This window comes from Micromonospora sp. NPDC047762, assembly GCF_043204655.1.
Lineage (GTDB): Bacteria > Actinomycetota > Actinomycetes > Mycobacteriales > Micromonosporaceae > Micromonospora.
The window spans coordinates 246,505-270,945 of record NZ_JBIDCQ010000002.1; the positions used below are offsets into that span (position 1 = coordinate 246,505).

Below are 24,441 nucleotides of genomic sequence, written 5' to 3' on the forward strand. Positions count from 1 at the left end.
ACGAGTCGGGAGGGAACAGGTCATGTCCAGTGATCCGGATCGGATCCGGCGGGAGATCGAGACCACCCGCAACGAGTTGAGCAGTGACGTCGACGCGCTGACCGACAGGGTCAACCCGCGTCGGATCGCCGGTGACCGCGTCGGGCAGGCCCGCGGGGCTTTCACCCGAGCGAAGGAGAAGATGATGGGCAGCTCGAACCACCTGGGCCAGGAGGCTGGCCAACGGATGTCGCACGCGGCCGGTTCGGTACGCGACGAAACCCGTTCGCTCGGGCAGCACTCCCGCGAGCAGGCTCAGGGCAACCCGATGGCCGCCGGCCTGGTCGCCTTCGGAGTCGGTCTGCTGGCGGCCTCCCTGATCCCGCCGAGCGGACGTGAGCGGCAACTCGCCGGGCGTGCGCGCAGCATGGTGAGTGAGCACTCCGGTGAGCTGCGCGAGCAGGCGAGCCAGGTTGGCCACCAGATGCAGGACAACCTGCGGGAGCCCGCCCAGCAGGCGGCGCAGTCGGTCCGGTCCAGCGCCCAGCAGGGCGCGTCCGTGGTACGCGACCAGGGCCGTTCGGCTGCCGGTCAGGTGCAGGGAGAGACGCATGCGGCCGTCGACGACCTTCGACAGCGTTGACCCGACCGGTGTGCCGGGGCCGGCGCCGGTGATGCGGGTACGTTCCGCGTCCGCGCCGGCCCCGGGCCGCCCGGTCAACGAGGACCTGGTCTTCCGGTTCGGCCCGCTGGTCGGTGTCCTGGACGGCGCGACGGTGCCGGACGGCTTCGAGACCGGCTGCGTGCACGGGCCCGAGTGGTACGTCCGGCACCTGGCGGCCCGGATCGGCGTCGCCGAGGCGGTGCGCCCGGCGGCCCGGCTGACGAGCAACCTGGCGGCGGCCATCCTCGCCGTACGCGCCGACCACGGCGGGCAGTGCGACCTCGACCACCCGGGCACCCCGTCCAGCACGGTCTGCCTCCTGCGGGACTGTGGCGACCAGGTGGACTACCTGGTGCTCTGCGACAGCCCGCTGGTCCTCGACGTCGGCGGGCAGGTCAGCGTGGTCACCGACGACAGGTTGGACGCGGCGATGGCGGAGCTGCGGGAGACAGTGGCCGTGGTGCCGGGCGGTGCGGCGGACCCGGTCACCCGGTTCCGGCACGCCGTGAGCGTGCAGCGGGAGCGGATGAACCGCACCCACGGCTACTGGGTGGCGGCCTCCGACCCGGACGCTGCCTTCCACGCTGTCACCGGGACCGCGCCCCGGCGCGGTCCCGGGGCGCTACGGCGGGCGGCGCTGCTCAGTGACGGTGCGTCCAGTGCGGTGGAGCAGTTCGCGCTGACCGACTGGGCCGGTCTGCTCGACCTGTTGAGCGCCGACGGTCCGGGGGCGTTGATCGACCGGGTGCGCAACGCCGAGCGCGACCACCCCGACCGGCTGCGCCGACACAAGTCCAGCGACGACGCCTCGGCGGTGTTCTGCGAGTTCGGGTAGGCGTTTTGGGCGTGTGACACCCGGTCGGGTGACAACAGAGCGTGATGTGGAACACCGGGACCGCCCGACCGGCCGGTACCGCTGTCCGGACCGCCAGTGGATGGCCAATGGGGTGGACTTCGGCCGATGAGGGCGGCAGACTGCGGCACGTGGCGGGTGCGGTCCGGCTGGAGCCGGTGGACGAGAGCAACCTGGAGCCGTTGCTCTCCGTAGCGGCTGCGGAGGCGGAGCCGGGTGACGTGATGCCCCCGGTCGAGGCACCCGCGGGCTGGTCGCTCGCCCGTCGCGAGGCGTTCCGCGAGTTCCACCGGGCGAGCTTCGGCGGGCTGGACGGCCCGACCGGTTCGCAGATGTACGCCATCCTCGTCGGTGGCGAAGTGATGGGCATGGTCCGGATGACGCGCTGTGACGAGCCGCGCACGGTGGAGACCGGGATGTGGCTCGGCCGGTCCGCTCGCGGGCAGGGAATCGGCGCGGCTGCCCTACGGGAGCTGCTGAACGCCGCCGCTCGGGCGGGCATGCGGGCCGTGGTCGCCGAGACGACCCCGGACAACATCGGCGCGGTCACCGTGTTGCAGAAGTGTGGCGCGAAACTGCGCGAGGACGGCGGCAAGGTGCGCGCCGAAATCTGCCTCGATTCGACGCCGCCCGCCTTCTGAGCCGGCCGTCGGGCCGGCGACGACCACAACGGGTCGCCGCCGACCGCCTGGGTCAGGCCGGCAGCCGAACGATGTCGTAGTCGGTGCTGGGCGTGGACTCCACGTCGAACCGGCCGTTCACCACGTACAACGCCGAGCCGAGCAGGTCGCCGGTGGCCGGCGAACGCAGCTGCGGGCCGGTGATCTCCCGCTGCACCACTCCGGCGGTGTAGCCGGCGTTGAGCCGGACCACCGCGATGACGTTGGTCAGGTTCCGGATCACGTAGAGGGTGCGTCCGCGCAGGACCAGCCCGTCGGCCCGTTCCACCGAGTAGCCCCCGAGGTCGACGAGGCGGCTGCCGCCGGTACGCGGGTCGACGCGTACGAGCTGGCCGGTCAGCATCTGCGCGACCAGCAGATCACCGTCCGGCAGTGCCACGATCCCGTTGTGGTAGACGTCCGGAGTGGCCGCCGGACCGCTGAGCTGCAGCACCCGGAAGGCGGTGGGGGCTGGAAGGCGACCACCCGGGCCCAGGGGCACCACGTACAGCACCTGCCGCGCGGAGTCGGTGAAGTAGACCGCTCGCTGGGTGATCACGAGGTCGTTGACGTAGCTTCCCGGAACATCGGTGAACTGGTAGTGGGCCAGCCTGGTGCCGGTGTCCGCGTCGTACACGCTCGCGCCCCCGCCGGAAAAGTCGGCGGTCCAGAGCCGGCCCTGCGGGTCGAGCTTGAGGCCCGCCTTGTCGGTGCCGGGTGTGCCGGGGATCAGCACCGAGCCGCGTCCGGTGCGTAAGTCACCCCGCCACACGGCACCGTCAAGAATGGACCCCACGAAGACGGTGGTGCCCCGGCCGATCGTCAGTCCTTCCGGGGTGAACCCGTTCGGCAGCGCGATCCGGGCGGGGAACGGCTTCGCCGGATGAGCCGCCGCCGGTGCACCGACCGAGACCAGGGTCGCCGCCGCCACGAGGGGGACGATGAGAAGAGAGAGCAGCTTGCGCAAGGAACACCACCTGACGTCGCAGTGGATAACTCCACTGAGGAATGTGACACCTTAGGAACGTCCTGGGCGCGACGAAAGGTTGTGCTGGTCTGATCACTCCCGGCCGGCGGCGTACGCGGCCAGGCTGGCGACCTGGGCCGGGTCCAGCGACGGTCGTACCCGGGCCCGTGCGGTCGACACGTGCTCTGCGGTGACCGTGGCGGCGGCGAGCGACTCCCGCATCGCGGCGAGCGCCGCCTCGCGGATCAGCGCCGCGCAGTCCGCGGCGGAGAAGCCGGTCAGCTCGTCGCCGAGAGCCGGCAGGTCGACGTCCGATGCCAGCGGCACCTGCCGGGACGCGGCCCGCAGGATCTCCGCGCGGGCGGGCCCGTCCGGCGGCGGCACGTAGACCAGCCGCTCCAACCGGCCCGGCCGAAGCAGCGCCGGGTCGACCAGGTCCGGCCGGTTCGTCGCACCGACCACCACCACGTTGCGCAGCGTCTCCACCCCGTCCAGCTCGGTGAGCAGGGCGGCGACCACCCGGTCCGTGGTGCCCCCGTCGGTGGCCTGGCCGCGTACCGGGGCCAGCGCGTCCACCTCGTCCAGGAAGATCAGCGTGGGGGCCGCCTCCCGGGCCCGACGGAACAGCTCGCGGACCGCGCGCTCGCTCTCACCGACCCACTTGGAGAGCAGTTCGGCCCCCTTGACCGACAGCACGTTGGCCCGCCCCGACCCGGCCAGCGCGGTGACCAGGTAGGTCTTGCCGCAGCCCGGTGGCCCGTAGAGCAGCACACCGCGCGGCGGCTGCACGCCGAGCCGGGCGAAGGTGTCCGGGTAGGTCAGCGGCCACAGCACCGATTCGGTCAGCGTCTGCTTGACCTCGTCCAGGCCACCCACGTCGTCCAGGGTCACCGAGGCCAGATCCAGCGTGGATGCCGCCATCGTGGTGGGCCGGACCACCTCCCGGGCGGCGGTGAAATCGGCCATCGACACCGTCGGCGTCTCGGCGGACTTCTGCCGCAGCGCCGCGCGTACCCCGGCCTCCCGGACCAGCGCGGCCAGGTCCGCCGCGACGAACCCGGGGGTACGCGCGGCCACCTCGTCCAGCCGGACGTCGTCGGCCAGCGGCACCTGCCGGGTCAGCACGGTGAGCTGTTCGCGGCGCAGTGCCTGGTCCGGGAGCGGGACGCTGATCCGCAGCGACAGCAGGTCAGGCGCGCGCAGCGCGGGGTCGACCGCCTCCGGTCGGCCGGTGGTGCAGACCACCGCGACGCCGGCGCGGATGCTCTCCGCGAGCACCTGCCGGAACACCGTCGCCACCGGACCCGGATCGTCGGCCGGCGCGAGCGCCTCGACGTCGGTGACCAGCAGTACCGCGGGTCCCTCGGCCCGGGCCGCCGATGCCGCGACGCGCAACCGCTCCGCGGCGGCCTGACTGGCCAAGGCGGCCACCTCCGGCGCCCAGAGCGGGTGGACGCGGGCACCGACCCGGGCGGCCACGGCCCGGACCAGCGCCGACTTTCCGGAGCCCGCCGGACCCACGAGCAACACCCCCAACGAGATGGTGGTGCCGAGCCGACCCAGCACCTCCCGATGGTGGAAGCCGAGGTCCAGCAGCTCGGTCAGCTCCTCGGCCTGGGCCCGCAGCCCGGGCAGCTCGTCCACGTCGGGCGCGTCGTCCGCCGCAACGGCGTCGGCGCTCGCAACCGGCCGGGTCGACGCGGCGCCGGCCGGGGGAGGCCCGCCGTGGGTCGTCGCACCGTGCTCCCAGGCGACCGCTGTGCCCATGGTGACCAGCGCGCCGGCCGCCGGCTCGACCTCGACCACGCTGAGCAGCGTGCTGGTCCAGGCGAAACCGACGGTGTTGGCGAGGCTGCGTCGCGCCGCCTCGACCAGGCTGCGGACCGAGGCGTCCGGCAGTACGTCCTGCGGCAGCAGCGACACGTCGTCCCCGGCGGTGAGCACCTTGCCCAGCAGGGCGAGCCGGAGCATCTCCGGGCTGACCGCCGCGACGACCCCCACCGGCCCGGCCAGGACGACCCGGCTCGCCGGGACCAACGGCACCGGGCCCACCCGCACCTGACCGCCGTCGCGCAGACCGAGGTTGCCCAACGTCAGGTCGTCGGCGTACAGCAGGGCGCTGCTCGCGCCCGGCCCGGCCGCCGCCGCGATCCCGGCGGTCTCCCGGCGGCCGACAAGGCGGACCGGGTCGCCGGGGCGCAGCCCCAGCGCTGTCAGTGCCTCCGGGTGCAGGCGCACGATGCCCCGTCGGGCGTCCAGCGCCGCCGGCCGCAGGCTCGCCGTCAAGGTCAGGTCGGGTTGCGCCACTGCCCGACCGTAGCCGCCGGCAGCCAGCCCCGCCGGTCAGCGCCGCGGATCCAGCTCGTCCAGCAGTGTCGGGTCGCTTCGGATCAGCTCGGCCAACCGGGCCGCCGGGTCCGGCGTCAACCCGTCCGGACCGGGCGCCCAGGCGGGCACCGTCCGGCCGGAGAGCGGCCAGACCGGCGGGGGTTCCACCGGAGTCGGCGGGGGAACCGGTCCGACAGTGACGGCAGGGCCGTCCCAGGAGACCCGCATCGGGTACGTCCGACCGGCGTGCTCCACCTGCACTGTCACCGCCACCCCGGGGTAGGCCCCGACGACCTGGCGGACCGCCTCGGCCACCTCCTCCACAGGCCCCCACCCGGCCACCTCACTCGGCGTCTCCACCCCCGCGTGCCGGCCCGACCGGGCGTTGCGGGTGTCGCCGCCGAGGCCGGGGGGGCCCGACGGTGCGGTGGTGTCGTCACGGTCGGCGGCCCGACGGCGCGACGCCTCCTCACGTCGGGCCAGCCGGGCCAGCGTCTCGTCCAGGTCGCCCCTCATCAGATCACCTCTTCCCGCCACGGCCGGAGCTGGTCGGCTCAGGCCCTCCTGTCCCGGGTGGCGCGGTCCAGCGCGCGGTCCAGGACGACCAGTAGTGCGTCCCGCACCGAGAGCCGGTCGCGGGCATCGAACTGCACCAGGGGCACATGGTCACCGATGGCCAGCGCCCAACGGATCTCGCCGAGTTCCAGGGCCAGTCGCCCGTCGAAGGCGTTGACCCCGACGACGAACGGCAGACCGGCCCGCTCGAAGAAGTCGATGGCCGGGAAGCAGTCGTCCAGCCGGGCGCTGTCCACCACCACCAGCGCGCCGAGCGCTCCCCGGGCCAGGTCGTCCCACATGAAGCCGAACCGGGTCTGCCCCGGCGTGCCGAACAGGTAGAGCTTCAGACTGCGGTCGATCGTCACGCAGCCGAAATCCATCGCCACAGTGGTGGTGGTCTTCGTGGACCGGGCACCCGGGTCGTCCACGCCGATCCCGGCGGTGGTCATCTCGGCCTCGGTGGTCAGGGGCGCGATCTCGGAGATGGCACCCACCGTGGTGGTCTTACCCACCCCGAACCCGCCGGCGACCAGGATCTTGACCGGGATCGGCGGTGCGGCCGGCTTACCTGTCGAAGGGCCGGACTCCGCACCGGACGGGGGCCGGTACGGAGGCGGTGCGGTCGGCGGTGGGCCGGCCCGCCCGACTATCGGCCCGGTGCCCGGGGACATGCCGTAACGGGCGGCGGCGCTGTTCGCGGCGACCCCGCCGAGCGGGGCGACCGGCCATTCAGGAGATCGCACGGAGTCCATCAATCACTCGCAGGATGAGATCGGGGTCGACAGCGTCGTCGGTGTCGGTCACGTGCACGTCCAGGTGCCCGGCGGCGCGTAGATCGCCGACCAGGACCCGCGTCACGCCGAAGTGCAGTCGGGCGCGGGCCGAGATCTCGGCCACCGAGATCGGCTCGGCGCAGAGCGCGATGATGGTCTGAAGTTCCGGTGCCAGCAGCGCGCCCGGTGGGCCGGCCCACCAGCCGCTGTCCATGCGGGCCGTCACCTGGGTCTCCAACCCGATCGCCGGGTCGGCACCAGCGACCCGCCCGGAGGTGAGCACGAACGGACGGGGACCGCTCGGCTGGTCCGCGTCCGGCTCCGGCTCGGGCAGCGCCGGTGTCGCCGCCGCGCCCACCCCGGTCGGGGGTGACGTGCGCAGGTACGGCCGGATCCGAACTCTCGGGTCCGGATCCGGATCCTCACCGGCGACGTCGGGGGTCACTGCTGAACGGCGTTCTTCAACTCGACGATCAGTCGCGGGGTCAGGGCGCCACCGGCCCGCCCGGCGAAGAGCGTCATCTCGTACGCGACGGTGCCCAGGTTCGCCGAACGGTCGGCGACCACCCCGAGCACGGAACCGCTGCTGATCGCGCTGATCAGCAGGTAGCCGTCGGCCATGTCGACGATCACCCGGTTCAGGCCGCCGAGGGCGTACCAACTGGCGGCCCCACCGGCGAGGCTGGTCATCCCGGACACGACGGCGGCCAACCGCTCCGCGTTGGACCGATCCTTGATCGCCGACATGGCCATCAGCAGGCCGTCCGAGGAGACCGCGATCGCCTCCAGGACCCCGGCGGTGCTGGAGGTGAAGGAGTCCAGCAACCAGTTGAACGTACGGGCCTCCGGGCTGAGGTCCCCATTGGCGCTGGGCTGACTCTGTTCGACGTTGTCGTGCAGGAAGGGGCTGGTCACCGTGATGATCCTTCTTCGTTCCGGTGGTCGGGGCTGACTTCGCGGAGAGCGCGGGCGACGCCCGCCTCGAACTCGCTGATGAGGTCGCGGACCTCGGCCGGGTCACCGAGGTCGGTGCTGGGCGGCTGGCAGACCGGGATGGCCGTGAGGTTCGCTCCCGGCACCCGTCGGCTCAACCGGGGCCGCTCCGGTGCGGCGTCGGTCGAGCCACCACCACGCGGCACCGTGGGGCCGGCGCCTCCCGGGGTGCTGGGCAGGTCGACGGTCGGGCCCAAGTCCACCACGGCCGCCCCGGCGCCGGCCGACGGGTCGCCGGCCGTCCGCGCCGACGCGCGGTCGAGGCCCGGTGCCACGTGCAGCTCCGCGCGGCGTACGCCGGCTTGGAAGGCCTCGACCAGCGCGCGGGCGGCGGCGGGGTCCGCGCTGGTGGCGTCCACCGGCCGGGTCGCCGGAGCGGTGGCGTGCAGCGTGGCGCCGGGCACCCGCTGCCGCACCCGTGGCCCGCCCGGCTTGCTCACCGGCTCCGGCTCCGGGTCCGGGGGTTCCGGGGCGGCCTGCTCCGGTTGGCCCCGACCGAACGCGTTCCAGGACGGGCCGGCGTCCAGGCTGAGGGTGGCCCGGCTCAGCAGGTCCGAGTCGAAGTGCGCCGGCGCGGCGATGGCCACCGCGCTGGGCCGCGCTTCGTGCTCGGGGTTGGGCGCAGTCGTCGTACGCCGGTCCCGGTTCGGCACCACGGCGCGGGCCACAGTGGCTCCGGCGCGGTCGGCGCGGCGCAGCACCAGCGACGTCGAGGGGATCTCCAGCTGTGCGGTCACGCCTCCGCCACCCGTGGCGGCCAGGGCGACCTGCCAGCCGTGCCGACGGGCCAACCGGCCCACCACGAAGAGGCCGAGCACCTCGGTCGGGGCCAGGTCGAGACGTTCCCGGCGGGTCAACCGGGCGTTCTCCTCAGCCAGGCGTTGCTCGCTCATGCCGATGCCGTGGTCCACCACTGTGAGACGTACGCCGAGGCCGGACGTCTCGGCGGCCACCAGCACCCGGGTGTGCGGCGGGGAGAAGACTGTGGCGTTCTCCATCAGCTCGGCCAGCGTCAGGACGAGGTCACCGACCACCGCCGGCGCGGCCGAGACGCCCGCCGGAACCTGCACCTCCACCCGGGTGTAGTCCTCGATCTCACCGAGCGCCAACCGGACCACGTCGGCCAGCGGCACCGGCGCGGTGTGCACGTCGGCCCCGGCCGAGCCGGAGAGCACCACGAGGCTGCCGGCGTTTCGCCGCAACCGGCTGGAGATGTGGTCGAGTCGGTACAGGTGTTCCAGGCGGCCCGGGTCGGCCTCCTGCTGCTCCAGCCGGTCGATCAGCGCGATCTGCCGACCCACCAGGTTCTGGGTACGCCGTCCGACGTGGCCGAACATCTGCGCCACGTTGCGTCGGCCGGCGACCTGCCGCTCGACCAGCTGCGCCGCGGTGTTCTGCACCCGGTCGAAGGCCCGCGCCAGGTCGCCGATCTCGTCGTTGGCGCGGATGTCCACCGGCTCCAGCCGGACCGCCTGGTGTCTCTCCACCTCGTCGTCGGTGACCCGGACCAGTTCCGCCTCGGCGACCCGGGCGACCCGGTCGGCCGAGCGGGTGAGTCGGGTCAGTGGTCGGGCCACCGTCCGCGCCACCGCCACGCTGAGCAGCACCACCAGCGTCAGGATCAACGCCGCAGCGGCACCGACCAGGTACGCGGCGGTCAGCGCGCGCCGCTGCTCGGCCGTCACCTCGGCGAGCACGTCGGCGATCAGCTTCTTCTCGACGAACTGACCGAGCCGGATCATCGTGCGGACGGCCGGGAAGAGCGCCTCCATCGGCACGGGACGGACAGCGGCGGCCGGATCCCGGGCGCTCCTGACCAGGAAGTCGGGGCTGGTACGCGCGGCCACGGCGGCGTCGTTGAGCTGGGCCACCTTGAGCTGCTCGGGCGTGATCAGGCTGCGGAAGCGCGAGTTGTCGACCATGAGCGCGGCGATGCACGCCACGTACCCGGCAGTGGTGTCCGGGGTGCCGATCGCCTTGACCAACAGGCTCAGGGTGGCGCAGCTGCCCAGGCCCTCGTCGGAGCGGAGCAGCCCGTCGAGGGCGAGCACCTGACGGCCCGGCAACGTGTCGGTGTCCACCCCGACCACGAGCCGCAGCGACTCGATGATCCCCTTGTTGACCGGGCCGAACGCGTCCATCACCTGAATCGGCTTGGCGGCCCCGGCCAGGACGGCGGTGCGCAGCTCGACGAGGCGGGACACGCCGTCGAGGGCGCGGTCGACCTGCTCGGTCAGCGCGTCGCTCCGCGCCGCCCGCAGGTCGGCCACCCGGTCGTCCACGTCCGCGGACTTACGGACCAGCTCACCGCGCTCGACCCGGCCGAGCAGGAAGCCGACGGAGAGGATGCGCTCCTGCTGGAGGTCCTGGACCAGGCTGCCGACCCGGCTGGCGAGCCGGACCCGTTCGGCGGTGTCGCCGGCCCGCTGTGCCGCGGCGACCCGGTCGAGCATCACCGGCACGGCCAGGCCGACCATGCTGAGCAGCGGAATCACCACGAGCAGCGCGAGCTTGCCGCGGATCCGGAGCCTACCGAGCAGCATCGAACGCCCCCCACTGTGCGGTCTCCGGGTCACGGGTCGCGCCGACCGGTTGCAGCGCACGCGCCTCGTCGGCGGGCGGTTGCCACAGGTCGCGCTGCGGCGGGGTGTCGGGACTCTCCGCGTGGGTCGCGGCCAGGGCGGCCCGCCGTTGTGCCCGGCGACCGGCGGCGATCAGCAACGCGGCGAGCCAGCCCAGCAGCAGGACGGCGACGACACCCGCCCCGGCGGTCAGCCAGCGGTCCCGGTCGAGCCGATCGATGCGCTCGGCCAGCAGGGAGTCCAGTTCGCTGAGGATGACCGGCTGAAGCTGGCGGGCGGAGCGGTGCGAGCTGAGCGCGGCGGCACTCAACTGGCCCGGGTCGACCACGCCGGTTTCCTTGGCCGGCAGGCTGTACCCGGCGAGCGCCTCCACCGAGCGCTGGTAGGTGTCCAGTGGGGTCAGCACGTTGGCACCGAGGTCGGTGCTCTCCGAACCGTCCACTGCCGAGCGCAGGTTGTCGACGAGGTCCGCGGCGGGGGTCAGGGCGGACACCCGCAGGCCGGTCAGCTCCAGCAGGCCGCGTGGTTGCTCGGCGGCGGGCCGGCGGGCGACAAGCGTGGACAGGTCGGCCAGCCGACCGGCGCCGATCACCGCCTCGGGAAGCTCCTGGCCGGCGCTGTCCTGGAGGAAGAACGAGTCGGCCTCGGGGTCACGGACCAGCCCGGAACTCTCCCGGACCTTCCGGTGCAGGGCCAGCAGCAGGTCGGAGACCTCGCCGTACGCGGTGTAGGCGGCCTCGGGGTCGGTGGCGCTGCGGCCGCGCAGCGCCTCCAGCTTGGCCCGTACGCCGGCCCAGCGTTCCTGGCTGAGCAGCTCCTTGCCGATGCGGGCGTCCACCGCGGCGACCTTCTCGACGGACTCGTTCAACGCCTCCCGGGCGACGGGGCGGCCGTTCACCGCGTTGGACTGTGCCTCCACGAGGGCGTCGGTGACCGCCGCCAGCGCGGTGAGGTACTGCACGCCGAGCCGTTCCCGGGCGGCGAGGTCCCGGTCGTCGGTGATCTGCCGCCAGTTCGACGTGACGAGCAGGCCCAACGGTGCCAGCAGTGCTCCGATGAGCAGCAGGGGCAGCAGCCGGCCCAGCGTGGACGGCCGTCGACGGGCCCGCGGCGCGGGGACTGTCATGTGTGTCTCCTCCGGCGTGGGGCGCTGATCGGCGCGGCGTCGGGCTGGCCGACAAGTCCCGTGCACCGGACCGGAAAACTAATCGAACCGCCGCCGGGTCAGACCTCACTCGGGGAGTCAGGTTCGCGTCACTTCGAGTCATGTCACCATTTGTCCGCGTTACCGCCACGCTCCGTATCCGCCGTGGGTGTGACATGGAGGGATCGAGGTGGATATCTGCGTAAGATCGGAATTCACGGGATCCGAACTCAACTCACTGTGCCGCGTCGGACGGTGCGCGCTCGCACCCCGTCGGGCACCGATCGGGGCAACCGGACGGACGTACGGCGGATCTCAGCCAACGCTCAGGCTGTGGGCCGTACCGTGTGCCGCATGACATCGCCGTCGCCGGCCGCGTGGTTCCGGCGTGCCCTTCCCACCCGCCGCCGGGCGATCGCCGCCGCGGTGGTCGTCGTGCTGTTGGCCGCCGCCGTGACCTGGGCGGTGTGGCCGCAGGGACCGGGCGTACGCACCGAGAGCGCGATGCTCACCGTCCGCTCGGGACCGTCCGGTGACGAACCGGTGAACCTGGACACCACCCTCTATCTGCCGGACGACGCCTCGTCCGGTCGGAAGGTGCCGGCGGTGCTGCTGGCGCACGGGTTCGGCGGCACGAAGGAGTCGGTGCGCTCCGACGCGGAGGAGTTCGCCGGGCGCGGCTACGCGGTGCTCACCTGGACGGCGCGGGGTTTCGGCCGCAGCGGCGGTGAGATCCACCTGGACAACCCGGACTACGAGGTACGCGACGCCGAGCGACTGCTGGACTGGCTGGCCGCCCGGCCGGAGGTGCGCACCGATGCGGCCGGCGACCCGAAGGTCGGTGTGGTCGGCGGCTCGTACGGCGGTGGGTTGGCGTTGTTGTTGGCTGCCCAGGACCGTCGGGTCGACGCGATCGTGCCCATGATCACTTGGAACGACCTGTCCCGCGCGTTCCTGCCGGAGAGCACCGGCGGAGCGCCGACCGAGGGCGTGTTCAAGAAGGGCTGGGCCGGCCTCTTCTTCGGCGGGGGCGGCAACGTGGGCTCCGGCCCGGCCGGGCTCTCCGGAGCGATCGCCGCCCAGCCACAGGGCGCACCGGAGTCGGCCGGTCCGCCCAGCCCTGGACCGGGGGCCGGCCCCGGCACCGGTCCCGGTGGCGCCCCGGCGGGTGCCGCCGACCCGTCCTGCGGTCGGTTCGCCGCCGACGTCTGCGCCGCGTACCTCCGGATCGCCACCACCGGCCGCGCCGACCAGGCCGCCGTGGACCTGCTGCGCCGCTCCAGCCCGGCCGGTGTGCTGGACCAGATCAAGGCCCCCACCCTGCTGGTGCAGGGCGAGGCGGACACCCTGTTCCCGCTCGGTGAGGCGGACGCGAACGCGCGGGGCATCGCCGCCGCCGGCACCCCGGTACGGGTCGCCTGGTTCACCGGCGGGCACGACGGCGGCAGCGGACCCCGGTCGGACTCCGACCGGGTGAAGTTCCTGACCGTCCAGTGGCTGGACCACTACGTCAAGGGCGAGGGGGACGCGCCCGGCGACGACTTCACCTGGTCGCGGATCGCCGGCTTCGACGCGCTCGACAGGGGTCTCGTCGCCACCGGTTTCCGCCGCGCCGACTACCCGGGCCTCGCCGGCAACGCCCGCCGGGAGGTGACGGTCGCCGGCCCGGCGCAGCCGATCGCGAACCCGCCGAACGGCAACCCGGCCGCCATCTCCTCGATTCCGTTCGCGGGCGGGCTCGCCTCGCTGCTGGACGGCGTGGCCGGTGACGTGCCCGGCCAGCACGCCCAGTTCGAGTCCACCCCGCTGACCGAGGCCGTGGACGTGGCCGGTGCGCCCACCGTCACCCTGCGGGCCGCGTCGCCGACCGGCGAGGCGGTGCTCTTCGTCAAGCTCTACGACGTCGACAAGGACGGGGCGGCCACCCTGCCGAACGGCCTGGTCGCCCCGATCCGGCTCACCGGCCTGCCGCAGCAGGTGCAGGACGCCCGCCCGGTCACCGTGACGCTGCCCGGGATCGTCCGCCGGGTGGAGGCCGGGCACCGGCTGCGCCTGGTGGTGGCCACCTCCGACCAGGCGTACACGACGCCGGCCGCGCCGACCGTCTACACGGTTGCCGCGGACGGTGTGGTCAGCCTGCCGACGGTCAGCGGTGAGCCGATCCCCACCGCGGCGACGATCTGGCGCTGGGTGCTCGCCGGTCTGCTCGCCGCCATCGTGATCGGGCTCGTCGTGGTCGTCGCCCTGGTCCGCCGCCGGCACCGCCGCCAGGACCGCTCGGTGCACCCGGAGTACGCGGACACCCCGCTGGCCGTGCGCGCGTTGCGCAAGGAGTACGCGGACGGCTTCGTCGCCGTGTCGAACGTGGACTTCGAGGTGCACCCGGGTCAGGTCGTTGGTCTGCTCGGGCCGAACGGTGCCGGTAAGACCACCACCCTGCGGGTGCTGATGGGGCTGACCCAGCCGACCGCCGGGGAGATCTACGTCTTCGGTCGTCGGCTGGTGCCCGGCTCACCGGTGCTGTCCCGGATCGGGGCGCTGGTGGAGGGGCCGGGCTTCCTGCCGCACCTGTCGGGCCTGGACAACCTGAAGGCGTACTGGCGAGCCACCGGGCGGCCGTGGGAGGACGCGCAGTTCGACGCGGCGCTGGAGATCGCCGGGCTGGGTGACTCGGTGCACCGGAGGATCAAGAACTACAGCCACGGGATGCGCCAGCGGCTCGCCATCGCCCAGGCCATGCTCGGTCTCCCCGAACTGCTGGTGTTGGACGAGCCGACCGACGGGCTCGACCCGCCGCAGATCGCCGAGATGCGCCGGGTGCTCCAGCGGTACGCCACGGACGGCCGTGCGGTGCTGGTCTCCAGTCACCTGCTGGCCGAGGTGGAGCAGACGTGCACGCACGCGGTAGTGGTGAACAAGGGTCGGATCGTGGCGTCCGGGCCGGTGGAGGAGATCGTCGGCGAGTCGCCGAGCGTGCTCTTCGACGTCACCGACCCGGTGGCGGCGCGGGCGGTGCTGGACCGGCTGCACGGGGTCACCGTGTTGCCGGAGAGCGACGGCCAACTGGTTGTCGACACCAACGGCACGGCCCGCAGCGAGGTGGTGGCGGAGCTGGTGCGCGCCGGCATCGGGGTGGACCGGGTGGTGCCCCGGCGGCGCCTGGAGGACGCGTTCCTCGCCCTGGTGGGCGACAACTCTCGGGGAAGCGGTGACCGGTGATGGTTGTTACTGACGCGGGTGAGGCCCGTGGCTACCGGCCGTCGGCCACCATGCCGTTCGGGGCTGAGTTCCGCCGGCAGGCGTCCCGGCGGCGAACCCAGTTGGCGCTCGGGTTCATGGTGTTGCTGCCGCTGATCATCCTGATCGCGTTCCAGTTCGACTCGGGCGGCGACGACGACAATGGCCGCAACGAGTTCGCCAGCCTGGTCGAGCTGGCCACCTCGGGCGGGCTCAACTTCACCCTGTTCTCGATCTTCGTTTCGGCGTCGTTCCTGCTGGTGGTGGTCGTCGCGCTGTTCTGCGGCGACACGGTGGCCAGCGAGGCGAGCTGGGGCAGCCTGCGGTATCTGTTGGCGATCCCGGTGCCCCGGGCGCGGTTGTTGACTGTGAAGCTGGTGGTCGCGCTCGCGTACTCGGGGCTGGCCCTGCTGCTGTTGGCCGGCACCGCGTTGCTGGCCGGCACCCTGCGCTACGGCTGGTCGCCGCTGCGCAGCACTGTCGCCGCCGAGCTGGAACCCACCGAGGGGTTGCTCCGGTTGCTGGCCGTGCTGGGCTACCTGGCGGTCGTACTGCTCGTGGTGGCCGGTCTGGCGTTCCTGCTGTCGGTGATCACGGACGCCGCGCTGGGCGCGGTGGGTGGTGCGGTTTTGCTCTGGATCCTGTCCAGCATCCTGGACCAGATCACCGCCCTGGGCGCGCTGCGTGACTTCCTGCCGACCCACTTCAGCACCGCCTGGCTGGGTCTGCTGTCGACTCCGGTGCAGACCGACGATGTGGTGCGCGGCTGCATATCGGCGGTCAGCTACGCGACGCTGTTCTGGGGGCTGGCGTTCTGGCGCTTCACCCGCAAGGACATCACGTCGTAGCCTTCTTCCAGGCGCTGACGCCGATCCGGCCGGTGTTGCCGAGGTCGATCGGCCCGTCCGGGTCGACCTCCTCGGCCGGCTGCCCGGCGGCGGGCGCCACCGTCAGGAACTCGCCGTTGGTGGCGACCACCGTCGAGTCGGTGACCAGGTTGCGCCAGAGCACCACGGCGGTGGCCCGCTCCCCGGCGGCGAGGGTGACCTGCCGGGGTGGTTGGTCGAAGCCTGAGGTGATCTCCTTGGCGCCGTTGACCACCCGCAGCATGACCGGCTCGCGCGCCTCGTCGAACACGTGCAGCACCGGGTACCCGTTGAGCTGGTAGGGGCGCTCGCCGCAGTTGACCAGTTCCAGACCGAGGGCGCGCAGGCCCATCGCGGCGTCCCCGCCGGTCGACCGGATCCGGACACCGCTCGCCGGGCACCCGGCCGGCGGCTCGGTGCTGGCGGTCGGGCCGGCTTCCGACCTCGACGCGGCGGGCGGCGGTCCGCTCGGGTCCCCACCCTGGCCTTCATGGTCACGAGTGCAGCCGCCGAGCACGAGAGTCGTCGCGACAGTCGCGACAGTCGCGGCGATGCGTCGCAGTGCTGCCGTGTCGCGGAAGATCATCCGTTGATCCTCGCCCATGGAGGTGTCTCGCTGGCGTCCGGCGTCGACCCGACCCGTGAGCGACCCGCCGGACCCCGCGTCACGAGGCCAGGCAGGGTCCGTCGTGGTCGGCCGGGTGCCCGCAGCGGCCGGTCCCGTCGAGCCTGGTGTCGCACCAGACCCGGGTACGCACCAACTGCCGGTCCTCCTCGCTGAGCGTCGTCTCACCGAAGTTGAGCCGCCCCTTGTTTTGCCGACGAGGGCCGCCTCGGTCCCAACATGTGATGCCTAGTATCACTAGTGCAACCCTTGGAACACCTAGAACTTGATGTCATAAGCAAAGAGTGGTCAGATGGTGGTGCCGACGAGGGAGCACCACCATGCCAGTCACGCCGTTCTACGAACGCATCGCCACCGAGATTCGCGATCGAATCAAGTCCGGTGACCTGAAGCCTGGCGACAAGCTGCCGTCGATCTCCGAACTCTGCGCCCATTACGGGGTCTCGACCCAGGTCATCCGCTCGGCCATGTTGACACTGCGCGCTGAGGGTCTGGTCGAGGGGCATCAGGGTCGCGGCGTCTTCGTACGGGATCGAGCCGGCGACCAGCGGTAGGCGTGCCTAGCTGGCTGGGAGTACCTCGCATGCCCTCACCACGAAATTCGAGCCGCACGTAGCCGGGCTAGCGTCTGCTCGGTCGCCTTGATGGCCGCCCGGATCTGCTGCTGGGCGTTGGTCGCTGCCCCGCAAATTGCCACAGTCCGCGAGGCGGCACCACGTCAGAGTTACCGCCCGCGTACGCCGGATGGGCCGATGCGTAGGCGCTGACCTGGATCGCCTCCGCGCGAGAATGCGCTTCTTCGGCGATCTTGCACTTTCCGCTGTCGGTATGAAGCGATGCGTCCCTTGTGTCGGGACAGAAAGCGCAAGATCGCGGAGAAGGGGTGGGTCGGGGCGATGAAACGTCATACCATTTTCGGAGGGGATTTTCCCACCAGCAAGGAAGTTATGACGTTCGATGCCTGCGTGCCTCAGGATCATTGAGACCCATTCAATATCCTCGATGGAGGTGTCATGAACGTCTCTCGGCTCGGCGGGCCGACCCTGTCCCTGTTCCGCATCGTGATCGGTCTGCTGTTCACGTTGCACGGCCTGTCCTCGGTGTTCGGGTTGTTCGGCGGCAACCCGATGACTGGCAAGGCGGTACCGTTCGGCACCTGGCCGGGCTGGTGGGCCGCCTTGATCCAGCTGGTCTGCGGCGTACTGGTGCTGGTCGGGCTCTTCGCCCGACCCGCCGCGCTGCTCGCCTCCGGCTCGATGGCGTACGCCTACTTCGTTGTGCACCAGCCGGATGCCCTGCTGCCGCTGCACAACGGAGGCGAGCTGGCGGCGCTCTTCTGCTGGGCGTTCCTGCTGGTCGCGGCTCTCGGCCCGGGTGCCTGGGCCCTCGACACGCTGCTCGCCCGGCGTCGTACCGACAGCCCTTCGGTCTCGGCTTCGGCGGCCGAGCCCGGCACGGTGTCCGTCTGATCTGACCCGAACCACGCGTCGCCGAAGTCTCAACGAGGCGGCTTCGGCGGCGCGTCCGGTCAAGGGGCCGGCCGATGTGCTCCGGCCCGGGGCCGCCCGACACTCCCGGTCGCGGCGCCACCTCTTCGCTGATGTCGTAGACGATTCAGCTCCACAGTGAGCGTCGGAGGCATGTCCCAGCCGCCGAGGTCGCGTGCCGCCACCAACCGGCTGGTGCGGCCACGCGGACCGCAACCGCCGCCGGCGAGCGAAGGCGGGGCCGGGGTCAGGCCGGCGGACGCTGGGTGAGGACCGCGTCCAGCAGGCCGGGGTAGAGCTTGTCCAGCTCGTCCCGGCGGAGCCGGACCAGTCGGCTGGTGCCGGCCGCCCGGGTCCGGGTCAGTCCCGCCTCGCGCAGCACCTTGAGGTGGTGGCTGCGGGTCGCCTTGGAGACGCCGAAGTCGAAACTGCCGCAGGCTGACTCGCCGCCCTCGGCGAGCGCCCGGACGATCTGTAGCCGCACGTCGTCGGCGAGTGCGGCCAACACGTTGGTGACCGGTACGGCGGTCAGGTCGGGCTCGTGCGGCTCCATGTGACCAGTGTAACCCTTGTTCGACAACCATCGAACGACGCCCTATGGTCAGTCTCGTTGGTTCGACGATACTCGAACATTGGAGTTGCCGATGCGATCCCGCGCCACCGCGTACCCACTGGTCGCCGTGCTCGGCTGGGGCGTGATGTTCCCGATCCTGGCGAGCGCGCTTCACCGGGTCGACCCGCTCAACCTGACCACCGCGCGCTACCTGCTGGCCGCCGTCGTCCTGGTCGCCATCCTGCTGCTCCGCGAGGGTGCCGGCGCGCTCCGCCACGGCGGCCGGGCGCTGGAGGTGGTGGTGCTCGGAGTGGTCGGCTTCGCGGGCTTCAACCTGCTCACCAACCTGGCGCTCGAACACGCGGCCCCGCAGCAGATCTCCCTCTTCGTGGCCACCACCCCGGTGATCACCCAGCTGGTCCGCTGGGCTCGCGACGGCGTACGCCCGAAGCCGCTCCTGCTGGCCCTCTCCCTGGTGGCGCTCCTCGGCGTCGGCCTGGTGATCACGCGCGGGAGCCTGGCCGGGCTCGGCCAGTTCGGCCTCGGTGGGCTCATGATGATCGGCGCGGTGCTGGGTTGGGGCATCTACACCCACGGTGCCAGCCGGTTCGGCGAGTGGTCCCCGCTGCGCTTCACCACACTGACCGCGCTCGCCGGCACGGCCGCCATGCTCGTCCTGAGCATCGGCGCCGACGCCGTCGGCTGGCAGCACGCGCCGGCCGCCGCCGACCTCGTGGCGGTCGCCCCGCAACTGGCGTACGCCGTGCTGGTGGGTGCCGTGATCGCGGTCCTGGCCTGGAACACCGGCGTGCAGCGACTCGGCGCCGCCAACGCCGCGCTGTTCATGAACCTGGTCCCGGTGACCACCTTCGCGGTGCAGATCGCCCGCGGCTACCGCCCGGAGCCCGTTGAACTGGTCGGGGCCGCCATCACGATCGCCGCCCTGATCGCCGCGAACCTCGCCGCCCGGCCCCGGGCCGCAGCGCTGCCCCGGACGGACGCGGTGACGGACCCGGTCGCGGTGACCGACCCGGTCGCGGTGAGTTTCCGCTGACCCAATACCTGGGATCAGTGGTAGCAGGGGCCGACAGCGTTGTCCTAGACTCGACGGCACAACTGAATACCTCATCCAGAGGGGCTGAGGGATACGGCCCGACGACGCCCCGGCAACCACCCCGCGCGCTCACCGCTGAGCGACCCGCGGGGCAGGTGCCAATTCCGTCCCCGCCGCACCGTGCGATGCGGGGAAAGATGAGAGGACTCTCGACATGACGTCGACGCTCGTCGCCTCCGGCATCGACACCGCTGCCAGCCCCGCCCGCGCCCTGGTCTGCCGTGCCTGTTCGGCCCGCTACCCGCTCGCCGCCCAGCACGCCTGTTACGAGTGTTTCGGCCCGCTGGAAGTCGACTACGACACCGCAGCGCTGGCCACCGTCACCCGCGAGCAGATCGAGGCCGGCCCGAACAACATCTGGCGGTACGCCGCCCTGCTCCCCGCCGGTCAGGACCCGGCCACCCGGGTCACCCTCGACCCGGGCCTGACCCCACTGGTGGCGGCCCCGCACCTCGCCGCCGAGCTGGGCATCACCGCGCCGCTCTGGGTCAAGGACGACAGCGCCAACCCCACCCACTCGTTCAAGGACCGGGTCGTCTCGGTGGCGCTCACCGCCGCCAAGGCCCTCGGCTTCAGCCGGTTCGCCTGCGCGTCGACCGGTAACCTGGCCAACTCGGTGGCCGCCCACGCGGCCCGTGCCGGGGTGCCCTCGGTGGTCTTCATCCCCAGCGACCTGGAACAGGGCAAGGTCATCACCACCGCCGTCTACGGTGGCGAACTGGTCGCCATCGACGGCTCGTACGACGATGTCAACCGGCTCTGCGGTGAGCTGGTGGAGACCGACGAATTCGAGGACACCGCGTTCGTCAACGTGAACGTCCGGCCGTACTACGCGGAGGGCTCCAAGACTCTCGGCTACGAGGTGGCCGAGCAGCTCGGCTGGCGAATCCCGGCGCAGGTGGTCATCCCCATGGCCAGCGGCGAGCTGCTCACCAAGATTGACAAGGCGTTCTCCGAGCTGGTGGAGATCGGCCTGGTCGAGGCGCCCGCCGACGGCTGGAAGGTCTTCGGGGCGCAGTCCGCCGGCTGCAACCCGATCGCCGTCGCACTGCACGGCGAGACCGACACGATCGTCCCGGTCAAGCCCACCGGCATCGCCAAGTCACTCAACATCGGCGACCCGGCGGCCGGCCTCTACGCCCTGGAGGCGGTCCGCCGCACCGGCGGCTGGATGGAGTACGTCGACGACGACGAGATCCGCGCGGGCATCCGCGATCTGGCCCGTACCACCGGGGTCTTCGCGGAAACCGCCGGTGGGGTGACCGTGGCGGTGCTGCGCAAGCTGGTCGAGTCCGGTCGGCTCGACCCGACGGCCGAGACCGTCGTCTTCAACACCGGCGAGGGTCTCAAGACCATCGACGCGGTGGCCGGCCAGGTCGGGCCGACCCACCACATCAAGCCCTCGCTGCGCGCCGCCCGCGACGCCGGCCTCCTGGGCTGAACGGCCCACCCGGCACCGGGGCCGAGTGGATCAGTCGGTAACTGGGTTTTCGCTGTGAGTGTGGAAAACCCGCCGCTACGGACTTGACGGCAGGAACCGGACGGCGCAAGATGCTCCGTGCGGGAGGGCATTTCGCCGAAGACTTTTGAAGTTCTTGCGACCCAACGCCGGAGGCGTTGTGCGAGTGTCCCTCCCGACCAACGTTCGATCGGGCCAGCGAGTAATTCGCTGGCCCGATCGCTTTTGTGCGGTGCACGCTCACCGGCATGAGCATCACCATCGCGTCGTTCGACGGCGCCGACCGGACGTCGGTCGACGAGGCGTACCGGATCGGGTCGGCCGCCAACGACGCCGATCTGCCGGACTTCCCGCCCTCCTGCCGGCGCCGGTTCGACGCGCTGTTCCACACGCCGATGCCCGGTACCCGGTCGCTCTGGGCGCTGGCCCGTCTGGACGGCGTACCGGCCGGCTACCTCCAACTGGACCTGCCGCAGCTCGACAACACCGACAACGCCACCGCCGAGCTGCTGGTGCATCCGCAGCTGCGGCGCCGGGGCGTTGGCCGGGCCCTGCACGAGTACGGGCTGCGCCTGCTCCGCGAGCACGGCCGCAAGCGGATGGTGGCGATGACCGTCTCCGCGCTGCCCGGCGGGCCGGCCCGAAGCGTGGCCGGTGACGCGTTCGCCGCCGCGACCGGAGCCCAGCCCGCTCTCGCCGAGGTACGCCGACGGCTCGACGTCGGCGACATCGACCGGGTCGCTCTACGGGCGGCGCTCGCCGAGGCACAACCCCGAGCCGAGGGCTATCACTCGGTCTGCTGGCAGGGCTCCACCCCACAGGAGTACGTCGCCGACATCGCCTACCTGGACGGCCGGTTGTTGATGGACGCCCCCATGGGCGACGTGCAGTGGGAACCGGAGCAGGTGGACGCCGAGCGGATCCGCGGCAACGAACGGGCGCTGGACGCCCGGGGCCGGCGGCGCTACCACCTCGGGATGCGACACGAGGCGTCCGGCCGGCTGGTCGCCTGGACCCTGCTGGACGTGGGAGCTGCCGCCGACTGGCACGCGTTCCAGCAGATCACCATCGTCGACCCGGCCCACCGTGGGCACCGGCTCGGCCTCATCGCCAAGGTGGAGAACCTGCACCACCTGCTCACCCACGAGCCGGCGGTACAGGTGATCGACACTTTCAACGCGGCCAGCAACAGTTACATGGTGTCGATCAACGAGCAGCTCGGCTTCCGTCCGGTGGACCGGTGGACCGACTGGCAGCTCACCCTCTGAGGCGACCGTTCACTCGGCCACCCGTTCCAGGCGCTCCACCAGCTCGCCGATCGCGGCGTGGAAGTCGTCGTCCGGGGTGAACCCGTGGCCCTGCACCGGTGGGGGCACGGTGTCGGTCGGTGGGATGAGCAGCCCCTTGGGATCCCGTACCCGACGGTCGACCCGAGCGGCCGGGTCGTCGGGTCCATCAACGAACGGTACGAACACGGGTCCGCCGACCGGGTCGGTGTACCGCCACAGATTGATCCACCGCCAGGCCAACCGGCTGCCCACCTCGCGCAACATCTCGTCGCTGACGTACGCCGGGAAGATCCGCCGGTACCGGTTTCCGAGCGGGGCACCGTAGGTGAGCAGAGCCACCCGCCGACGGCAGTGGTCGGGCAGTTGGAGGACCGTCACCGCCGCGAGCACGCTGCCGTGACTCTGTCCGGACAGCACCACGGCGTTCCCATCGGCGGTGAGCTGCCCGATCCGACGGGTCAGCTCGGGGACCGCCCGCTCGACGTAGCACGGCGGGGCGAGCGGATGTGCGGCACGCGGCCAGAAGGTGGCCAGCTCCCAGAGCACCCCGACCAGCCGGATCGCGCCGGACCGGTAGGCGACCAGTCCCAGCACGGCGAGGCCCATGGCGAAGAGCCCGATCAGCAGGGCGCCCAGGTCGGTCACGAAGATCACCGGACGGGCCAGCGGCTCGCCGCCGAGTCGGAAAGCGAGCGCACCCGGCCCGGGACCGATCACCGAAAGCCCGGCCGCCGCGAGGGTGAGCAGCGCCAACGCCACATACGCGCTGGCCATCAGCGGCCCGAGTCGATCCGTCAGCCGGGCACGCACGATCGCGTCGCGGACGGCCCGGACCCGTTCGGGGGCCGCCCGGGAGGCTTCCGGATAGTCCCGCCGGACCAGTTCCTCGGCACCCCGGCGGCGACGATTCCGGCTGATCCGGGGTATGAGCAGGGCCGTCACGAGCACCAGGAGTGTTGCGAGAGTGAAGCCGAGGGTGACCCAGCGGTAGGCGATCGGCGGCGACAACGGTGGCGCACCAGGCGGCAGAGGTCGTGCCGGCGTCGGGCTGGAACCTCGGTCCAGATACTCGGCGAGCCCGTAGGTAAGGCCCGAGTCGTAGGCGACGCCCAACCCGATCGCGACGGTGATCAGCACCGGCGCGCCCAACCCGGCCAGCAGGAAGAAGGGGCGGGGCAGGGAACGGCGCTGCACCACGACCACCAGGCCCAGCATCGCGAGCAGCACCACCTGCCCGGCGAACAACCCGGCGACCGCCGTGCCGTACCCCGGCAACATCCCCTCGGCTGTCCACGGCGGCCGTGGCGCCGATGCGTATCCCAGGGTCAGTGCGGTGAGCGCGACAGCCGCCCAGCGGATCGTCCGCGCACTCCGCTGGTCCTGCTCTCCGCGCCGCTCGATCGCCGCCCCGCAGAGCAGCACCACCGCGCCGGCGAGCAGCGCCACGTCCGCCGTCAGCAGCAGCCAGCCGAGCAGGTTGGCGTCGTGCGGCGCCAGGGCCAGCAGCAGAGTGAGGTCGAGCGTGCCCAGCGCCACCGCGACGTGAACCGAGCGCAGGCGGCGCAGCAGTGAGCGGGTGTCCCAGAAGGCGGGCGCGTCGAGCCGGTCCGCGCCCACCCCGGGCCCGTGGTCGCTGTCCTCGGGGAGCTGCCAGGTCCGGGCACCGAGCCGCCAGATCAGGCCGATCGCGATGATGGGCGGTACGGCCAGCAGCGCGAGTCGCTGCCCGGGCGGCACGTCGCCCAGCCAGGAAAGCTCCCGCCGCCCCTCCAGACACCTCGGGTAGGCAGCGCACTGCCACGCGATCAGGTCGAGGGACACCCCGACGGTCGAGAGCACGTACATCGCGGTCATCGTCGCGGCCAACAGTCGGCACAGCGCCCGCGCGGCGTGGCCGCCGCGCCCCGTGACCGGCAGCATCCAGACCGCGATGTTGCTGAGCATGAACGGCAAGAGTAGGACCAGGGAAAACGTCCGGGTGGCGGTGCCACCGGTCAGCCTGCTCCATCGGTACGCCTCAAGCGTCACCCCGTTGTGATCCGTGGGAACGCCGTAGCCGGGTCGGGGCCGGTAGAAGCCGGCGTTGTCGTCTCCCGCGACCCGCGCGACGATCGGTCGGTCGAGGATCGCCTCGGGCCCCTTGTCGGCCACCCCGTGCACCCGGATCTCGGTGATCCTCACCCGCTGCCCTCCCCTGGCCGAAGGCCCGCGGTTACCCGCTGTCGCCGCAGGCAACCCCGTGCCGTCGGCCATTGGCGCTTCTGCTCGGGAACTCGACTGCGGAGTGAGCCGCTGCCGGGCATTCGCGCTA

Annotated in this window: 21 protein-coding genes and 1 riboswitch; of the genes, 10 read left to right on the forward strand and 11 right to left on the reverse strand. The window is 72.1% G+C overall.

Features of this window, described 5'->3' with window-relative positions:
- Window positions 1-22: 22 nt before the first annotated feature.
- The 3 genes from ACGF3C_RS06640 to ACGF3C_RS06650 all read left to right on the forward strand — a co-directional run bounded on the left by ACGF3C_RS06640 (window position 23) and on the right by ACGF3C_RS06650 (window position 2,137).
- The gene (locus tag ACGF3C_RS06640; RefSeq protein ID WP_393219510.1) at window positions 23-622 is read left to right on the forward strand and encodes a DUF3618 domain-containing protein; all 600 of its coding nucleotides are present in this window, start codon (window positions 23-25) and stop codon (window positions 620-622) included.
- Complete coding sequence (locus ACGF3C_RS06645) at window positions 591-1,478, forward strand: hypothetical protein (protein ID WP_357222972.1); 888 nt, start codon at window positions 591-593, stop codon at window positions 1,476-1,478. The genes ACGF3C_RS06640 and ACGF3C_RS06645 overlap by 32 nt, the downstream gene beginning before the upstream one ends.
- Window positions 1,479-1,627: 149 nt before the next feature.
- Window positions 1,628-2,137 (forward strand): GNAT family N-acetyltransferase, encoded by a 510-nt coding sequence (locus ACGF3C_RS06650; protein WP_393219514.1) that lies wholly within the window; start codon window positions 1,628-1,630, stop codon window positions 2,135-2,137.
- A 52-nt stretch (window positions 2,138-2,189) separates the two neighbouring features.
- Here ACGF3C_RS06650 and ACGF3C_RS06655 read toward each other — a convergent pair whose 3' ends face one another.
- From ACGF3C_RS06655 to ACGF3C_RS06690, 8 genes are all read right to left on the reverse strand, one after another.
- A complete protein-coding gene (locus ACGF3C_RS06655) occupies window positions 2,190-3,122 on the reverse strand; it encodes an SMP-30/gluconolactonase/LRE family protein (RefSeq protein WP_124860406.1) in 933 nt (310 codons plus the stop codon).
- Window positions 3,123-3,215: 93 nt separating this feature from the next.
- Window positions 3,216-5,429 carry an AAA family ATPase gene (locus ACGF3C_RS06660; RefSeq protein WP_393219519.1) on the reverse strand — a complete coding sequence of 738 codons (2,214 nt, stop codon included), beginning with the start codon at window positions 5,427-5,429 and terminating at the stop codon, window positions 3,216-3,218.
- Window positions 5,430-5,465: 36 nt separating this feature from the next.
- Window positions 5,466-5,966 (reverse strand): hypothetical protein, encoded by a 501-nt coding sequence (locus tag ACGF3C_RS06665; protein ID WP_357222966.1) that lies wholly within the window; start codon window positions 5,964-5,966, stop codon window positions 5,466-5,468.
- A 38-nt stretch (window positions 5,967-6,004) separates the two neighbouring features.
- Window positions 6,005-6,760 (reverse strand): ATP/GTP-binding protein, encoded by a 756-nt coding sequence (locus ACGF3C_RS06670; RefSeq protein ID WP_357222963.1) that lies wholly within the window; start codon window positions 6,758-6,760, stop codon window positions 6,005-6,007.
- Entirely contained in the window at window positions 6,738-7,226 is a 489-nt protein-coding gene (locus tag ACGF3C_RS06675; RefSeq protein ID WP_355005865.1) for a DUF742 domain-containing protein, read from the reverse strand. The genes ACGF3C_RS06670 and ACGF3C_RS06675 overlap by 23 nt, the downstream gene beginning before the upstream one ends.
- A complete protein-coding gene (locus ACGF3C_RS06680) occupies window positions 7,223-7,696 on the reverse strand; it encodes a roadblock/LC7 domain-containing protein (protein WP_355005864.1) in 474 nt (157 codons plus the stop codon). The genes ACGF3C_RS06675 and ACGF3C_RS06680 overlap by 4 nt, the downstream gene beginning before the upstream one ends.
- The gene (locus tag ACGF3C_RS06685) at window positions 7,693-10,317 is read right to left on the reverse strand and encodes a nitrate- and nitrite sensing domain-containing protein (RefSeq protein ID WP_393219524.1); all 2,625 of its coding nucleotides are present in this window, start codon (window positions 10,315-10,317) and stop codon (window positions 7,693-7,695) included. Before ACGF3C_RS06685 ends, ACGF3C_RS06680 begins: the two co-directional genes overlap by 4 nt.
- Window positions 10,304-11,482, reverse strand: a complete 1,179-nt coding sequence (locus ACGF3C_RS06690) for a hypothetical protein (RefSeq protein WP_393219527.1) — start codon at window positions 11,480-11,482, stop codon at window positions 10,304-10,306. Before ACGF3C_RS06690 ends, ACGF3C_RS06685 begins: the two co-directional genes overlap by 14 nt.
- 372 nt (window positions 11,483-11,854) lie before the next feature.
- On the opposite strand from ACGF3C_RS06690, the gene ACGF3C_RS06695 reads away from it, so the two are divergent.
- Window positions 11,855-14,719 carry an alpha/beta fold hydrolase gene (locus ACGF3C_RS06695; protein WP_393219530.1) on the forward strand — a complete coding sequence of 955 codons (2,865 nt, stop codon included), beginning with the start codon at window positions 11,855-11,857 and terminating at the stop codon, window positions 14,717-14,719.
- Window positions 14,719-15,585, forward strand: a complete 867-nt coding sequence (locus ACGF3C_RS06700; protein WP_393219533.1) for an ABC transporter permease — start codon at window positions 14,719-14,721, stop codon at window positions 15,583-15,585. The genes ACGF3C_RS06695 and ACGF3C_RS06700 overlap by 1 nt, the downstream gene beginning before the upstream one ends.
- Here the strand turns inward: ACGF3C_RS06700 and ACGF3C_RS06705 are convergent.
- Window positions 15,575-16,189, reverse strand: a complete 615-nt coding sequence (locus ACGF3C_RS06705; protein WP_393219536.1) for a DUF4232 domain-containing protein — start codon at window positions 16,187-16,189, stop codon at window positions 15,575-15,577. The two genes, ACGF3C_RS06700 and ACGF3C_RS06705, sit on opposite strands and share 11 nt — an antisense overlap.
- 359 nt (window positions 16,190-16,548) lie before the next feature.
- Between ACGF3C_RS06705 and ACGF3C_RS06710 the strand changes: the two genes are divergently transcribed.
- The gene (locus ACGF3C_RS06710; RefSeq protein ID WP_357222946.1) at window positions 16,549-16,782 is read left to right on the forward strand and encodes a winged helix-turn-helix domain-containing protein; all 234 of its coding nucleotides are present in this window, start codon (window positions 16,549-16,551) and stop codon (window positions 16,780-16,782) included.
- Between the two features lie 459 nt (window positions 16,783-17,241).
- Window positions 17,242-17,697: a DoxX family protein gene (locus ACGF3C_RS06715; RefSeq protein ID WP_357193992.1), complete on the forward strand. Its 456-nt coding sequence runs from the start codon at window positions 17,242-17,244 to the stop codon at window positions 17,695-17,697.
- 265 nt (window positions 17,698-17,962) lie between these two features.
- On the opposite strand, the gene ACGF3C_RS06720 is transcribed toward ACGF3C_RS06715, so the two are convergent.
- Window positions 17,963-18,268, reverse strand: a complete 306-nt coding sequence (locus ACGF3C_RS06720; protein ID WP_355005850.1) for a metalloregulator ArsR/SmtB family transcription factor — start codon at window positions 18,266-18,268, stop codon at window positions 17,963-17,965.
- 91 nt (window positions 18,269-18,359) lie between these two features.
- On the opposite strand from ACGF3C_RS06720, the gene ACGF3C_RS06725 reads away from it, so the two are divergent.
- From ACGF3C_RS06725 to ACGF3C_RS06735, 3 genes are all read left to right on the forward strand, one after another.
- Window positions 18,360-19,322 carry a DMT family transporter gene (locus ACGF3C_RS06725; protein WP_357222943.1) on the forward strand — a complete coding sequence of 321 codons (963 nt, stop codon included), beginning with the start codon at window positions 18,360-18,362 and terminating at the stop codon, window positions 19,320-19,322.
- 68 nt (window positions 19,323-19,390) lie between these two features.
- Window positions 19,391-19,526, forward strand: a riboswitch (SAM riboswitch).
- Between the two features lie 10 nt (window positions 19,527-19,536).
- Complete coding sequence (gene thrC / locus ACGF3C_RS06730; RefSeq protein ID WP_357222940.1) at window positions 19,537-20,823, forward strand: threonine synthase; 1,287 nt, start codon at window positions 19,537-19,539, stop codon at window positions 20,821-20,823.
- Window positions 20,824-21,089: 266 nt separating this feature from the next.
- The gene (locus ACGF3C_RS06735) at window positions 21,090-22,109 is read left to right on the forward strand and encodes a GNAT family N-acetyltransferase (protein WP_393219543.1); all 1,020 of its coding nucleotides are present in this window, start codon (window positions 21,090-21,092) and stop codon (window positions 22,107-22,109) included.
- A gap of 9 nt (window positions 22,110-22,118) precedes the next feature.
- Here the strand turns inward: ACGF3C_RS06735 and ACGF3C_RS06740 are convergent, their stop codons facing one another.
- Window positions 22,119-24,311, reverse strand: a complete 2,193-nt coding sequence (locus tag ACGF3C_RS06740; protein ID WP_393219547.1) for a hypothetical protein — start codon at window positions 24,309-24,311, stop codon at window positions 22,119-22,121.
- Window positions 24,312-24,441 lie beyond the last annotated feature (130 nt).

What these genes read in the sequence shown, in the direction of transcription:
- ACGF3C_RS06690 (WP_393219527.1), bottom strand. Translation starts at nt 11,482, where the DNA reads ATGACAGTCCCCGCGCCGCGGGCCCGTCGACGGCCGTCCACGCTGGGC.
- thrC (WP_357222940.1), top strand. Translation starts at nt 19,537, where the DNA reads ATGACGTCGACGCTCGTCGCCTCCGGCATCGACACCGCTGCCAGCCCC.
- ACGF3C_RS06735 (WP_393219543.1), top strand. Translation starts at nt 21,090, where the DNA reads ATGAGCATCACCATCGCGTCGTTCGACGGCGCCGACCGGACGTCGGTC.
- ACGF3C_RS06695 (WP_393219530.1), top strand. Translation starts at nt 11,855, where the DNA reads ATGACATCGCCGTCGCCGGCCGCGTGGTTCCGGCGTGCCCTTCCCACC.
- ACGF3C_RS06710 (WP_357222946.1), top strand. Translation starts at nt 16,549, where the DNA reads ATGCCAGTCACGCCGTTCTACGAACGCATCGCCACCGAGATTCGCGAT.
- ACGF3C_RS06685 (WP_393219524.1), bottom strand. Translation starts at nt 10,317, where the DNA reads ATGCTGCTCGGTAGGCTCCGGATCCGCGGCAAGCTCGCGCTGCTCGTG.
- ACGF3C_RS06640 (WP_393219510.1), top strand. Translation starts at nt 23, where the DNA reads ATGTCCAGTGATCCGGATCGGATCCGGCGGGAGATCGAGACCACCCGC.
- ACGF3C_RS06665 (WP_357222966.1), bottom strand. Translation starts at nt 5,966, where the DNA reads ATGAGGGGCGACCTGGACGAGACGCTGGCCCGGCTGGCCCGACGTGAG.
- ACGF3C_RS06725 (WP_357222943.1), top strand. Translation starts at nt 18,360, where the DNA reads ATGCGATCCCGCGCCACCGCGTACCCACTGGTCGCCGTGCTCGGCTGG.
- ACGF3C_RS06715 (WP_357193992.1), top strand. Translation starts at nt 17,242, where the DNA reads ATGAACGTCTCTCGGCTCGGCGGGCCGACCCTGTCCCTGTTCCGCATC.
- ACGF3C_RS06670 (WP_357222963.1), bottom strand. Translation starts at nt 6,760, where the DNA reads ATGGACTCCGTGCGATCTCCTGAATGGCCGGTCGCCCCGCTCGGCGGG.
- ACGF3C_RS06700 (WP_393219533.1), top strand. Translation starts at nt 14,719, where the DNA reads ATGGTTGTTACTGACGCGGGTGAGGCCCGTGGCTACCGGCCGTCGGCC.
- ACGF3C_RS06705 (WP_393219536.1), bottom strand. Translation starts at nt 16,189, where the DNA reads ATGATCTTCCGCGACACGGCAGCACTGCGACGCATCGCCGCGACTGTC.
- ACGF3C_RS06720 (WP_355005850.1), bottom strand. Translation starts at nt 18,268, where the DNA reads ATGGAGCCGCACGAGCCCGACCTGACCGCCGTACCGGTCACCAACGTG.
- ACGF3C_RS06645 (WP_357222972.1), top strand. Translation starts at nt 591, where the DNA reads ATGCGGCCGTCGACGACCTTCGACAGCGTTGACCCGACCGGTGTGCCG.